Below are 12,257 nucleotides of genomic sequence, written 5' to 3'. Positions count from 1 at the left end.
AGCGGCCGGCGCCTGGCTCGCCGCGGCGGCGCGCGGCGCCTCGTCCGGGCGCACCGCATCCAGCGCCCGCTGCACCAGGGCCTCGTCGTAGTTGCTGGCGGCCACGATCTCGATGCCCTCGTCGGTACGCCGGTTGGACAGGATCACCGCATCCGGCCCGTGCTCGTCGCGCACCATCCGGAAGGCGGTGCGCATGTCGGGGGCGACAAAGCGTTTGATCTTCATGGGTGCGAGCCGGGAATGGTGAATGGGGAATGGGGAATGGATGCGTGATCGGTGCCGATACGTGGCGGGCCGCGGTGTCGTGTCCGGTTTTTCGTGATCGTGTTCATTGCTCTCTCCGCTGCCGGGGCAAGGGTGCGATTCCCCATTCCCTGTTCCCGATTCCCGTCATCTCAACTGATCGTGCCCACCAGCTTCAGCCGCTTGTCCTCCGGCACTTCGCTGTAGGACAGGACCGACAGCGCGGGGACGCTGTGGCGGACCAGGCGGGCGAGGGCGGCGCGGACCTGCGCCGGCACCAGCACCACCGCCGGTTCGTTGCGCGCCTCCTGCTTGCTCACGCAGTCCGCCAGACTTTGGTGCAAGCGTTCGGCCAGTCCGGGTTCCAGCGCCGCGCCGTTGCCCTGGGTAGAGTCCTGCAAGACGCGTTCCAATTGCGGGGCGAGGGTGAACACCGGCAGTTCCGGGGCCATGCCGGCGATCTCCTGGACGATGAACCGGCCCAGGGCGTTGCGCACGGCGGCGGTGAGCGCGCCGGGTTCCTGACTCTGCGGAGCGTGCTCGACCAGGGCCTCGACGATCTTGCGCAGCTGCCGCACCGGGATCTTCTCGATGAGCAGGTTCTGCAGCACCCGCACCACCACCGACAGCGGCAGCGCCTTGGGGGTGAGGTCCTCGACCAGCTTGGGCGCGCTCTTGGCCAGGGTCGCCAGCAACTGCTGCACTTCCTCGTGGCCGAGCAGTTCCGGGGCGTGCTCGCGGATCAGGTGCGAGAGGTGGGTGGCGATCACCGTGGCCGGGTCGACCACGGTGTAGCCCATGGTCTCGGCCTGGGCGCGCAGGTGCGGCTGGATCCAGATCGCATCCAGGCCGAACGCCGGGTCCTTGCCGGGAATGCCGTCGATCTTGCCGAGCGCGCCGCCCGGGTCCAGCGCCAGCTCGCGGTCCGGGTGGATGTCGGCGGTGGCCACCGGCACGCCGTGCACCAGCAGACGGTAGGCGTTGGCAGGCAGTTCCAGGTTGTCGCGGATGTGCACCGGCGGCACCAGGAAACCGATGTCCTGGGTCAGCTTGCGGCGCACGCCCTTGATCCGCGCCATCAACTCGCCACCCTGGGTCTTGTCCACCAGCGGGATCAGCCGGTAGCCGACCTCCAGGCCCAGCGGGTCGATCGGACGCAGTTCGTCCCAGCCCAGTTCGGCATTGGCCTGAGCGGCGGCCGCGGCCTGCGGTGCCGCCTCGGCCGCGGCCGGCGGCGGCAGCAGGCTGCGCTTCCACATCTTCCAGGCCAGCAGGCCCAGGATCAGCGCCAGCGTCAAGAAAGCGACGTTGGGCATGCCCGGGATCAGGCCGACCAGGCCCAGGATCGCCGCGGCCACCGCCAGCGCCTTATGCTGGCCGAACACCTGGCCCATCATCGAGGCGCCCATGTCCTGCGAGCGCGAGGCGCGGGTGACCAGCATCGCCACCGCCGAGGACACCAGCAGCGCCGGCAGCTGCGCGACCAGGCCGTCGCCGATCGACAGCAGGGTGTAGGTGGAGGCGGCCTGCGCCACCGGCATGCCATGCTGCAGCACGCCGACCGCCATGCCGCCGATCAGGTTGATGAACAGGATCAGGATGCCGGCGATGGCGTCGCCGCGGATGAACTTGCTGGCGCCGTCCATCGAGCCGTAGAAGTCCGCTTCCTCGCGCACTTCCTCGCGGCGGGCCTTGGCTTCCTCGCGGGTCAGCAGGCCGGCGTTGAGGTCGGCGTCGATCGCCATCTGCTTGCCGGGCATGGCGTCGAGGATGAAGCGTGCGGTCACTTCCGACACGCGCCCGGCGCCCTTGGTGATGACCACGAAGTTGATGATGGTCAGGATCGCGAACACCACGATGCCGACCGCATAGTTGCCGCCGATCACGAATTCGCCGAAGGCCTCGATCACCTTGCCGGCGGCGCCGTGGCCGCCCTGGCCGTTGATCAGGATCACGCGGGTGGAGGCCACGTTCAGCGCCAGGCGCAGCATCGTGGTCATCAGCAGCACGATCGGGAAGATGCTGAACTCCAGCGGCCGCTTCACGTACACCACCGCCAGCAGCACCATCAGCGAGATGGCGATGTTGAAGGTGAACAGGGCGTCCAGCACCGGTGCGGCCAGCGGCACCACCACCATCGCCAGCATCAGCAACACGATCACCGGGGCGCCGAGCCCGTGCTTGATCATGTCCATGACTTTGCGCGTGTTCATCTGCGCGGCAGGCTGACTCATGGCTGGCTCCCCGGGGCGAATTCATCCACTTCCAGCGGCGGCAACGGCGGCATCGGCCCGCTGCGCCAGGCGCGCAGCGTGTAGACGTACGAGAGGACCTGCGCCACCGCGGAATACAGTCTCACGGGAATTTCCTTGCCGAGTTGGCCTTCCCTATACAAGGCGCGTGCCAAAGGCGGCGCCGAGATCACCGCCACGCGGTGCTGCTCGCCGACCTCGCGGATGCGGAAGGCGATCTCGTCCACGCCCTTGGCGACCACGGTGGGGGCGCGCATGCGCCCGCTCTCGTACTTCAGCGCCACCGCATAGTGGGTGGGGTTGACCACCACCACGTCGGCCTTGGGCACGGCTTCCATCATCCGCCGCTGCGACATCTGCATCTGCATCTGGCGGATGCGGCCCTTCACCTCGGGGCTGCCGTCGTTTTCCTTCATTTCCCGGCGCACTTCCTCCCGGGTCATCTTCAGTTTGCGGATGTAATTCCACTTCTGATAGGGCGCGTCGATCGCCGCCAGCAGCGCCAGCGCGCCGGCGGTGTACAGCAGCAGCCGCAGGGTGAAGCCCAGGCCGTGGCCGATGGCCTGCTCCAGCGGCTGCAGGAGCAGGCCACGCAGGAAGTCGGTGCTGCCCCACAGGCACAGCATCGCGGCGCCGCCGACGAAGCCCATGCGCAGGATCGACTTGAGCAGTTCGACGATGGTCTCGGCGCCGTACATGCGGCTGAGCCCATTCATCGGGTTGAGCCGGTCGAACTTGGGCATCAGCGCCTGGCCGGAGAAGCGCAGGGTGCCCATCAGCACCGGCGCGGCGAAGCTGGCCGCCAGGCAGATGCCGACCAGCGGCAGCACCACCCAGAGCAGGTTCAGCAGCAAGTCGCCGAAATGGCCGAACATCGCCTGCGGATGCTCGCGCAGCGACAGGTCCGGGCGCAGCGCCTGTTTCAGCCAGGCCACCGCCCCGGCGGCCATGGAGGTGGACAGGCCCATCAGGGCGAAGACGCCGGCGCTGAACACCGCGGCGGTCGCCAGTTCGCGCGAATGCGGGATGTTGCCCTGTTCGCGGGCTTCGCGCAGACGTTTGTCTGTTGGCTGTTCTGTGCGCTCTGCGCCTTCTTCGCTCTCGGACATCGGGGGTGCGCTCGGCCAGGATCGACCCTGCGCACTGCAAGGACCGTGCCGGTCCCTGGCCCGGATTCCGGGCGCTGCCGCCGCGCCTCTCGGCCGCGGCGGCGGCTAGGCGAGTTGCAGCTCGACCCGGTCGCGGCCCAGCCGCTTGGCCTGGTACAGCGCCGCGTCGGCGCGCGCCAGCAGGTGCTGCAGCGGTTCGCCCGGTCGATACCAGGCCACGCCGATCGAGGCGGTGATCGCCAACTGCCGCTCGCCGATGCGCAGCGGCTGCCCGGCGATGGTGGCGCGCAGGGCCTGCAGCCGCTCGCCGCAGCTCGGCGGCAAGCCGGGCAGCACGGCCAGCAGTTCCTCGCCGCCGTAGCGGCCGACCAGGTCGGCGTCGCGCAGGTTGGCGCCCAGGCGCCGCGCCACCTCGATCAGCACCGCGTCGCCCACCAGGTGGCCGTGTTCGTCGTTGATCCGCTTGAAGTGGTCGAGGTCGATCATCGCCACTGCCAGCGGGGTCTGCTCGGCGTCGCTGCGGCGCATCTGCGCCGCCAGCGCCTCGAGGATGCCGGCGCGGTTGAGCAGGCCGGTGAGGGCGTCGTGCGAGGCCTTCACCGCCAGTGCGGCGCGGGCGATCTCCAGTTCGCGCTTGTCGTGTTCCAACTCCTCGGTGCGCAGCGCCACCAGTTCGGCCAGTTCGCGCTGGCGCTGGTGCAAGCGGCGTTCGCGCCAGTGCAGCAGGGCCACCGCCAGGCCGCCGCCGAGCACCAGGTACAGCGCGATCATCGGCTGGCTGCGCCACCACACCGGCGCCACCGAGAACGCCACCCGCAGCGGCGCCGAGGCGCTGCGCCGGTAGGCGTCCAGCAACTGCACCTCCAGCACGTAGTGGCCCGGCGCCAGCGGCGGTTGCTCGAACTCGAAGTTGGGCGTGTGCAGCCAGCGGGTGTGTGCGCCCTCGAAGCGATAGCGGAAGCTGATGCGGTTGCGCTCGTCGTACAGGTCCGGCGAGCCGACCGCGATATGCAGCGGATCCTCGCTCCAGCGCAGGCGCGCGCCCGCGGCGATGGCGGCGCCGGCACGGCTGAACTCCTTGAGCGCCAGCCTTGGCGCCTGCGACGGGAACAGCCGCGCCGGATCCAGCAGATGGGTGACGCCACGGCTGCTGCCCAGCCATACCGAGCCGTCGTGGTCTTCCAGGAAGGCCGATTCGGACATGTCGTTCCAGAGCAGCCCCTGCGCCTGCGTCAGCCGCGACCAGGCGCGTCCGTCGTAGACGTCCACGCCCTGGTTGTGGCTGATCCAGATCCATCCGTTGCGGGTGCGGCGCAGGCTGTACAGCTGCAGGCCGCTCAACTGCGCATCGGCCGGCTGCAGGTACAGGGTGTCGCCGTCGAGCCGCCCTTGCCAGGCCCCGGGTCCATACAGGCTGGCCCAGGCCTGGCCATCGTCCAGGACCAGCAGCTTGCTGAGCACGGGTTGCGCCGGCGCACCATCCACGATCAGCCGGATCGGCGTCCAGGTCTCGCCACGCAGTCGGAACACGCCGGTCATGCCCACCGCCAGCACGCTGCCGTCGCCACGCTGCTGGATGTCCGAATACTCGCCACCGGGCAGCGCCTGCACCTTCTGCGGCACCGCGTCGGCGTCGGCCGCCGCCAGCAGATACACCCCGCGGTTGCTGAGGATCCACACCCGGCCGCTCGCATCCACGAACAGCTGTTTGGCGATGCCGTCCAGCGGCGGGTAGGCGCGCAGCAGCCGGCCCTGCGCGTCGTATCGGCGCAGCGCGCCGACCGAGCCGATGCTCCACAGCGTGCCGTCCGCGGCGCGTTGCAGGCCGATCATCTGCGTGCCGTGGTCGCTGGGCCAGCGCTGGAAGCGGCCATCCTCGCGCAGGCGGTCGACGCCGCCCTCGTTACCGACCAGCAGGTCGCCGCGCCGGGTGCGCTGGATGCTCCAGGTCGGCGCGCGACTGATGCCCTGCGACACATCCCAGTTCTCGATCCAGCCGTAGCCGTTCCAGCGCAGCACGCCTTCGCCATCCATGCTCAGCCACAGGTCGCCGGCCTGGTCGAAGTGCATGGCGACGATGCTGCCCTCGGGCAGGCCGTTGCGACGGTCGAAACTGCGCCAGCGCCCCTGTTCCCAGCGCGCCAGGCCCTGGTTGGTCCGCACCAGCACGCGGTGCTGCGGGTCCAGCAGGATCGGCGTGCGCCAGGTCACCAGGGCCGGTCCGTCCAGCCCGGGGGGTGTCTGCTCCTGGAAGCGCGTCGCGCCGGCCTGCAGCCGCATCACCTTGCGGCTGCCGACGACCCACAGGTTCCCGTCGCGGTCGCGCACCGCATTGCGCCAGAATTCGGGGGGCAGGCCCTGGGCCTGGTCGTAGCGGGTGGCGCGACCGTCGGCATCGATCCGGCACAAGGCCTTGGCGCAGCCCAGCCACAGTGTGTCGTCGACGACGAACAGGTCGTGGATGTCGGCCAGTTCCGGTTGCCGCGCCAGCGTCGCCGCATCGAACAGGGGCTGCAGCTCCCATCCTTTCGCATCGGCCTTGCGCACCGCGCGCAGCAGGCGGCGGTCGTCCAGCACCACCGTGCCCCAGGCCGGCGCGGCCAGGCGCGGGCGGTTGAGCGGGCGATGCGAGGGCAGGCTGCCGTGCTCCAGCGGCATCCAGCCGGCCGGCGAGCCGTCGTCCACGTAGATCGCATCGAAGGTGGCCACCCACAGCCGCCGCTGGGCGTCCTCGGCGGCATCGGAGATGTAATGGCCGCCGTGGCCCTGCAGCTTCACTTGCTGGAACTGGTCGCCGTCGAAGGCATACAGGCCGCTTTCGCTGCAGACCAGCAGGCTGCCGTCGCGACGCTGCAGCAGACAGGTGCCGGCCAGACCGAGCAGGCCTTGTTCCTGCGCATAGTGCCGCAACGGGATCACCTGGGCCTGTGTCGCCCCGGTGCAGGTCAGTGCCGACAGCAGCAGCCACAGCGGCCCCCACAGGCATCGACCCATGACCGTGCGCATGCGCGCTCAGCCGCCGCTGCACCGCCGTGGGACACGGCGATGGCAGGCACGAGCGGGCGCTGGCAGGCGATAGGGCATGGCGTACGGCGAGCGATGGAAGGAAGGACGGACCGCGGCGATCGGCGATCTCCGGGACGGTCGGCGCTGCCGCCGCCCATCCTGGCCCGCCAACGGTAGCCTGCCGTCGGTATCGGCCGCGTCGCGGCGCAGCTTGAGCGCCGGCTAGGCGGTCAGCGCGCGCGCGGCATTGAAGGCGGCATCGAACAGCCGCTGCACCGGCGCCCCCATCTCACCGACCAGCACCGCCAGCAGCGCCAGGCCCAGTACCACCGCCACCGGCAGGCCGAGCTGGATCGGGTTCAGCGACGGCGCCGCCTTGGCCAGCGCGCCGAAGGCCAGGTTCACCGCCATCATCGCCACCATGACCGGCAGCGCCAGGGTCACCGCCCCGCGCATGATGCTCATGAAGAAGTTCGGCGCCACCGAGGCCATGGCCTGCGCATCGGGCAGGGCGGTACCGATCGGCAGCGCCTTGTAGCTGTCCACCAGCAGCGACACCACCGCCAGATGCCCGTTGGCGGTGAAGAACATCATGCCGAAGGCCAGGTAGAACCACTGGCCGATCACCGGCGAGTTGACCCCGCGCAGCGGATCGGCCATCTGCGCGAAGCCCAGGCCGGTGCTCTGCGAGACCAGTTCCCCGGCCATCGCCCCGGCCTCGAAGATCATCCGCAGCATGAAGCCCATGCTGGCCCCCACCGCCAGCTCCCGTGCCACGCTGAGCACCACCGCGGCATTGAACCCGTCCCAGTCCGGCACCGGCGGCAGGATCGGCGCCAGCGCAATCGCCAGCGTCCCGGCCAGGATCACCCGCACCCGCCCCGGCACCGCCTTGCTCCCGACCATCGGCATCACCGTCAACATCGCCCCGATCCGCAGCATCGTCCACAGCACCGCCCCGATCATCGCGAACGCCCGCGACCCATCGACGACCATTTGCGTGGCGGCATCCATCAGCCCGAGACCCCGTTAACCGCAACAAAAGAACGCCCGGTGGCGCCAGCGCGAAGCCAACGCCCCACCATCAATGGCACCCCGGCCGGCCCCTGACCAACCAAGGACACCGCACGACTGGCAACGACGCCAAAGCCAAAGCTGCGATAGCCGCAGCTGCCGCTTTTGCGGTTGCTGTTGCCGTTGCTGTTGTTTTGCTCTTGCTCCACCGGGTCCCCTCCGCAGCGGCGGAGATGGCGGGCAAAACCCCCCGTAGGGGGGCGGCGCACAAGGATGTGCGCCGTTTTCGGCCGGGGCAGGATGCCCCGTCCGAAAATCCCGTCAGCGGAGCGAACCCGCGTAGCGGGCGCTGCGGCGGGGTGTGCTTTCTTTTGGTTACTTTTCTTTGCACAAGCAAAGAAAAGTGACTCGCCGCCAGGCGAAAGCTTTTGTTTTTCAAACGGCTCGCCGTAATGCGAAAGCCGTTGCTGATTCTGTCCAACAACGAAGGACATCAAAACGCTGGAAAGCGTAGCGGCAGACGCAGCCATCCCCGCTACCCAATCAAATGCGGAATACGCTGAAACAGCATCGTCGTGTACTCCACCAGATGCGCCAGCAACATACTCCCCGTCGCGAACAACATCGCCGTCAACGCCACCACCTTCGCGATGAACGCAATGGTCGGCTCATTGAGCTGCGTCGCCGCCTGGAACACACCGATCACCACACCCACCGCCAACATCGCCAGCAACAACGGCCCCGCCACCCACAACACCGTGATCAACCCGCCACGCAACTCCGTCAGCGCCAGTTCCGGACTCATGGCCTCAGACCCCGTTGAAACTGGCGGCCAGCGTGCCGACCGTCAGCACCCAGCCATCGACCAGCACGAACAGCAGAATCTTGAACGGCGCCGAGATCAGCATCGGCGACATCATCATCATGCCCATCGACATCAGCACGCTGGCCACCACCAGATCGATGATCACGAACGGGATGAAGATCAGAAAGCCGATCTCGAACGCCGTCTTCAGCTCGCTGGTGACGAACGAGGCCACCAGCACCTGGAACGGCACCGCATCCGGGCCGCTGTAGGTGCCGTTGCCGGCCATGCCGGCGAAGGTCATCAGGTCGGTCTCGCGCACCTGCGCCAGCATGAACGCGCGCAGCGGCTGCGTGGTCAGCGTCCACGCCGTCTGGAAATCGATCTGGCCGTTGAGATACGGGCTCATGCCCTGGCCCCAGGCCTTTTCCCACACCGGCATCATCACCAGCGCGGTCAGGAACAGCGCCAGGCCCATCAGCACCTGGTTGGACGGCGTCTGCCCGGTGCCCAGCGCCTGCCGCAGCAGGCCGAGCACGATGGTGATGCGGGTGAAGGCGGTCAGCACCAGCAGCAGCGACGGCAGCAGGGTGATGGCCGTCATCAGCAGCAGCGTCTGCAGCGGCAGGCTCACCGGCTGCGCGCCGATCTTGCCGACGTTGACCTCCGGCAGCGAGGGCAGGGTGGGCGCGGCGTTCTGCGGATTCTGCGCGGTCGGCGTGGCGGCGGGCGCCTGCGCGGCCTGCGCCCAGGCAAAGGCGGGCAGCAGGCTCAGCGTCAGCAGGATCAGCAGCAGGCGCAGCCGGCGGGCGTTGCGGTTCCAGAAAAACGGCATGGTCATTTGTCCTTGCGCAGCTTCTGCGCCAGAAGCTGGGCGAAATCGGGAAGCTGCTTGAACGGCTTGATCGAGGGCAGGGTCGGCGCGGGCGCCTGCGGCAGCGGCTCGGGCAGCTGATGCAAGGTGCGTACCCCGCCGGGCGAGACGCCGAGCAGCAGCTGTTCGCCGTTGACCTCGACCACCACCACCCGCTCCTTGGCGCCGACCGCCAGGCTGGCGACCACGCGCAGGCCTTGCGCCGGGCGGAAGCCGCTGCCGGGCAGGCGCTTGAGCACCCAGGCCATGGCCAGGATCAGGCCCAGCACCAGCAGCAGCGCGAACACCGCGCCGAGCAGGCTGGGCGCCGACGGCGCCGCGTTGCCGACGCCCGCGCCGTGCCTGGCGGTCTGCGTGGCAGCCTGCGTGGCGACGGCGAGCAGCAGGCTCACCGCAGTCTCCGGATGCGCTCGCTGGGGCTGACCACGTCGGTCAGGCGCACGCCGAAGCGGTCGTTGATGGTCACTACCTCGCCGTGCGCGATCAGGGTGCCGTTGACGTAGACGTCCAGCGGTTCGCCGGCGCCGCGCTCCAGTTCCACCACCGAACCCTGGTTGAGCTGCAGCAGGTTGCGGATCGGAATGCGGCTGCGGCCGACTTCCAGCGACAGGGTCACCGGCACGTCCAGGATCACGTCCAGGTTCAGGTCGTTGGACTCGGCCATGGCGTCCGGCTGCAGGCTGTCGAACTGGGCCGGCGCCGGCTGGGTGGGATCGGTCTGGGTCATGGCAGGTCTTCCTGGGGAGCGGGGCGGCGGCGCAGCGCGCCGGGGGGATGGGTGGCGGTGATCTTCACCGCGTTCTGGCCGTGCGAGATGCCGAACTCGCCGGTGAACACCGGGATGTTCTCCACGCACAGCGGCACCTGCTTGGGCAGGTCGATCGGCAGCACGTCGCCGATCTTCAGCCGGGTCAGCTCGCGCAGGCTCATCTGCTTCTGCGCCAGCACGCTGGAAATGGTGACCTCCGAGCCGAACAGCTGCTCGCGCAGCATGATGTTCCAGCTCTCGTCGCGGTCCACGCGGTCGCTCTGGATGCCGGCGTCGAGCAGTTCGCGGATCGGCTCCAGCATCGAGTACGGCAGGGTCACGTGGATCTCGCCGCCGCCGCCTTCCAGCTCCACGTGGAAGCGGCTGACCACCACGTACTCGCGCGGGGTGACGATGTTGGCGAAGTGCGGGTTGACCTCGGAATTGAGGTACTCGAACTCCACCTCCATCACCGGCGCCCAGGCTTCGGCCAGGTCGGCGAAGGTCTGCTTGAGCATCAGCTGGATCACCCGCATCTCGGTCGGGGTGAACTCGCGGCCCTCGATGCGGGTGGGATAGCGGCCGTCGCCGCCGAAGAAGTTGTCGACCACGGTGAACACCAGGGTCGGCTCGAACACGATCAGGCCGGTGCCGCGCAGCGGCTTGAACTTGATCAGGTTCAGGTTGCTCGGCACGTACAGCGAGTGCATGTAGTCGTTGAACTTGATCAGGTCGATGCCGCGCACCGACAGGTCGGCCGAGCGCCGGATCAGGTTGAACAGGCCGATCCGCCACAGGCGCGCGAAGCGCTCGTTGACCATCTCCAGGGTCGGCATGCGCCCACGGATGATCCGGTCCTGGCTGGAGAAGTCGTAGCTGCGCGCCTCGCCCGGCTCGGCCGGCGCCGGCTCGGTGTCCACCACGCCCGCGTCGACGCCATGCAGCAGGGCATCGATCTCGTCTTGGGAGAGCAGGTCGGTCATCGCGGCAGCGCCTTTACTGGGTGACGAAGCTGGTGAACAGGAGTTCTTCCACGCACTTCTTGCCGGTCTCGGCGGTCATCAGCTTCTGCGCGTCGGCCAGCGCCGCGGCCTGCAGCTTCTTGCGCCCATCGATGTTGGCGATGTCCTGCGCCTGCACCTGCGAGAACAGCATCAGCAAGTGCGCGCGGATCGCCGGGGCGTTCTCGGTGATCAGCTTCAGTTCTTCCGGGTCGCGGGTCATCAACTGCACTTCCAGCTGCAGGTAATGCGGGCCGTCTTCCGCGCCGCCGTTGAGATTGACCACGAACGCCGGGTCCATCGCGAAGTACTGCGCCGGCTTGGGGATCTCGGCGGTCTTTTCCTCGGCCTTGGCGTGGCCGCCCTCGGGCTTCTTCAGGAAGAAGAACGCGCCGGCACCGCCGCCGCCCAGCACCAGCACCGCCGCGACGACGATGATCAGCAGCTTCTTCTTCGACTTGCCGCCTTCCGGGGCGTCCTTGGCGTCTTTCTTGGATTTGTCGGCGGCTGACACTGAGCGGGCTCCTGAAGGGGGTCTGCCCCTGAGGATGCAATCGCCGTGCCGAAACCTGGCGCCTGGCGCGCCGGGTGTTTGACGGCGCCGCCGCGCGCCATGCCGGCGCGGGCCGAGACCGTTGTGGGAGAGGGGATCGGGCCCAGCGGAGGGGCCTCAACCCCGCCGTATCCTTCCGACGAACGTCGAGGCCGAGACCCGTCCCACTCCCTCGATCGCCGTGAAGGGGCGGCGGCGCGCCCCGGATCGTCAGGCGTAGGCGTCGAGCAGACCGCGCTGGCGCAACACCACTGCCGGAATCCCGACGCTGCCGGACAGGTCGTCGGCGAGCTCGCCGCCGCTGCGGCCGCCGCCCTGCGGCGTGCCCTGCGCATTGGCCTGCTGTTGCTGCGGCTGCTGCTGGCCGACGTCGGCCTGGCCGAGCTGGAAGCCGTGCTGGCCGAGCATGTCGCGCAGGCGCGGCAGGCTGTTCTCGAGGGCCTGGCGCACGTCGGCCTGGTTGCTGCTGAAGCTGGCGTTGACCTGGTCGCCGGTCATGTGCAGGCGCACTTCGACCGGGCCGAGCTCGGCCGGATTGAGCTTGATGTGGGCGTGGCCGATCTTCTGGTCGGCCAGCCAGCTGATGCGCGCGCCCAGTTCCTCGTCGAACTGGTTGCCGTGCAGGTTCGGGGTCGGCGTGGGCGAGCCGGTG

General features: G+C 68.9%; 12 protein-coding genes and 1 pseudogene. All 13 read right to left on the bottom strand.

What is annotated here, in order from left to right:
* Positions 1 to 225, bottom strand: a pseudogene (locus D183_RS0110875) (flagellar biosynthesis protein FlhF); the annotation flags it as partial.
* 170 nt (positions 226 to 395) lie between these two features.
* On the bottom strand, positions 396 to 2,456 hold the full coding sequence (flhA, locus tag D183_RS0110870; protein ID WP_026143395.1) for a flagellar biosynthesis protein FlhA: 2,061 nt from the start codon (positions 2,454 to 2,456) through the stop codon (positions 396 to 398).
* Positions 2,457 to 2,473: 17 nt separating this feature from the next.
* Positions 2,474 to 3,604, bottom strand: a complete 1,131-nt coding sequence (gene flhB / locus D183_RS0110865; RefSeq protein ID WP_017909010.1) for a flagellar biosynthesis protein FlhB — start codon at positions 3,602 to 3,604, stop codon at positions 2,474 to 2,476.
* Between the two features lie 105 nt (positions 3,605 to 3,709).
* The gene (locus tag D183_RS0110860; protein WP_232757257.1) at positions 3,710 to 6,610 is read right to left on the bottom strand and encodes a diguanylate cyclase; all 2,901 of its coding nucleotides are present in this window, start codon (positions 6,608 to 6,610) and stop codon (positions 3,710 to 3,712) included.
* Between the two features lie 222 nt (positions 6,611 to 6,832).
* Positions 6,833 to 7,624: a flagellar biosynthetic protein FliR gene (gene fliR / locus D183_RS0110855; RefSeq protein WP_017909008.1), complete on the bottom strand. Its 792-nt coding sequence runs from the start codon at positions 7,622 to 7,624 to the stop codon at positions 6,833 to 6,835.
* A complete protein-coding gene (locus tag D183_RS27460) occupies positions 7,624 to 8,154 on the bottom strand; it encodes a hypothetical protein (protein ID WP_157835202.1) in 531 nt (176 codons plus the stop codon). Before D183_RS27460 ends, fliR begins: the two co-directional genes overlap by 1 nt.
* A 5-nt stretch (positions 8,155 to 8,159) precedes the next feature.
* A complete protein-coding gene (locus D183_RS0110850) occupies positions 8,160 to 8,429 on the bottom strand; it encodes a flagellar biosynthetic protein FliQ (protein ID WP_010343869.1) in 270 nt (89 codons plus the stop codon).
* A gap of 4 nt (positions 8,430 to 8,433) precedes the next feature.
* Positions 8,434 to 9,264 (bottom strand): flagellar type III secretion system pore protein FliP, encoded by an 831-nt coding sequence (fliP, locus tag D183_RS0110845; RefSeq protein ID WP_026144375.1) that lies wholly within the window; start codon positions 9,262 to 9,264, stop codon positions 8,434 to 8,436.
* Positions 9,265 to 9,266: 2 nt separating this feature from the next.
* Positions 9,267 to 9,689 carry a flagellar biosynthetic protein FliO gene (gene fliO, locus D183_RS0110840; RefSeq protein ID WP_441365679.1) on the bottom strand — a complete coding sequence of 141 codons (423 nt, stop codon included), beginning with the start codon at positions 9,687 to 9,689 and terminating at the stop codon, positions 9,267 to 9,269.
* A 2-nt stretch (positions 9,690 to 9,691) separates the two neighbouring features.
* A complete protein-coding gene (gene fliN / locus D183_RS0110835) occupies positions 9,692 to 10,030 on the bottom strand; it encodes a flagellar motor switch protein FliN (RefSeq protein WP_010343865.1) in 339 nt (112 codons plus the stop codon).
* Positions 10,027 to 11,034 carry a flagellar motor switch protein FliM gene (gene fliM / locus D183_RS0110830; protein ID WP_017909005.1) on the bottom strand — a complete coding sequence of 336 codons (1,008 nt, stop codon included), beginning with the start codon at positions 11,032 to 11,034 and terminating at the stop codon, positions 10,027 to 10,029. Before fliM ends, fliN begins: the two co-directional genes overlap by 4 nt.
* Positions 11,035 to 11,047: 13 nt before the next feature.
* A complete protein-coding gene (locus D183_RS0110825) occupies positions 11,048 to 11,566 on the bottom strand; it encodes a flagellar basal body-associated FliL family protein (RefSeq protein ID WP_017909004.1) in 519 nt (172 codons plus the stop codon).
* Positions 11,567 to 11,815: 249 nt separating this feature from the next.
* Positions 11,816 to 12,257 (bottom strand): flagellar hook-length control protein FliK (locus D183_RS0110820; protein ID WP_017909003.1); only part of this gene is annotated, 442 nt, incomplete at its 5' end.

The sequence above is a fragment of the Xanthomonas sp. SHU 199 genome (genome assembly GCF_000364665.1).
Classification (GTDB): domain Bacteria; phylum Pseudomonadota; class Gammaproteobacteria; order Xanthomonadales; family Xanthomonadaceae; genus Xanthomonas_A; species Xanthomonas_A sontii.
Note: the sequence above shows the minus strand (reverse complement) of the source record. Positions and strands in the feature narration are given on the sequence as shown.

Excerpts from the sequence above, each read along its gene's own strand:
- flhA (WP_026143395.1), bottom strand. The coding sequence starts at position 2,456 with ATGAACACGCGCAAAGTCATGGACATGATCAAGCACGGGCTCGGCGCC.
- flhB (WP_017909010.1), bottom strand. The coding sequence starts at position 3,604 with ATGTCCGAGAGCGAAGAAGGCGCAGAGCGCACAGAACAGCCAACAGAC.
- D183_RS0110860 (WP_232757257.1), bottom strand. The coding sequence starts at position 6,610 with ATGCGCACGGTCATGGGTCGATGCCTGTGGGGGCCGCTGTGGCTGCTG.
- fliR (WP_017909008.1), bottom strand. The coding sequence starts at position 7,624 with ATGGATGCCGCCACGCAAATGGTCGTCGATGGGTCGCGGGCGTTCGCG.
- D183_RS27460 (WP_157835202.1), bottom strand. The coding sequence starts at position 8,154 with ATGGCTGCGTCTGCCGCTACGCTTTCCAGCGTTTTGATGTCCTTCGTT.
- D183_RS0110850 (WP_010343869.1), bottom strand. The coding sequence starts at position 8,429 with ATGAGTCCGGAACTGGCGCTGACGGAGTTGCGTGGCGGGTTGATCACG.
- fliP (WP_026144375.1), bottom strand. The coding sequence starts at position 9,264 with ATGCCGTTTTTCTGGAACCGCAACGCCCGCCGGCTGCGCCTGCTGCTG.
- fliN (WP_010343865.1), bottom strand. The coding sequence starts at position 10,030 with ATGACCCAGACCGATCCCACCCAGCCGGCGCCGGCCCAGTTCGACAGC.
- fliM (WP_017909005.1), bottom strand. The coding sequence starts at position 11,034 with ATGACCGACCTGCTCTCCCAAGACGAGATCGATGCCCTGCTGCATGGC.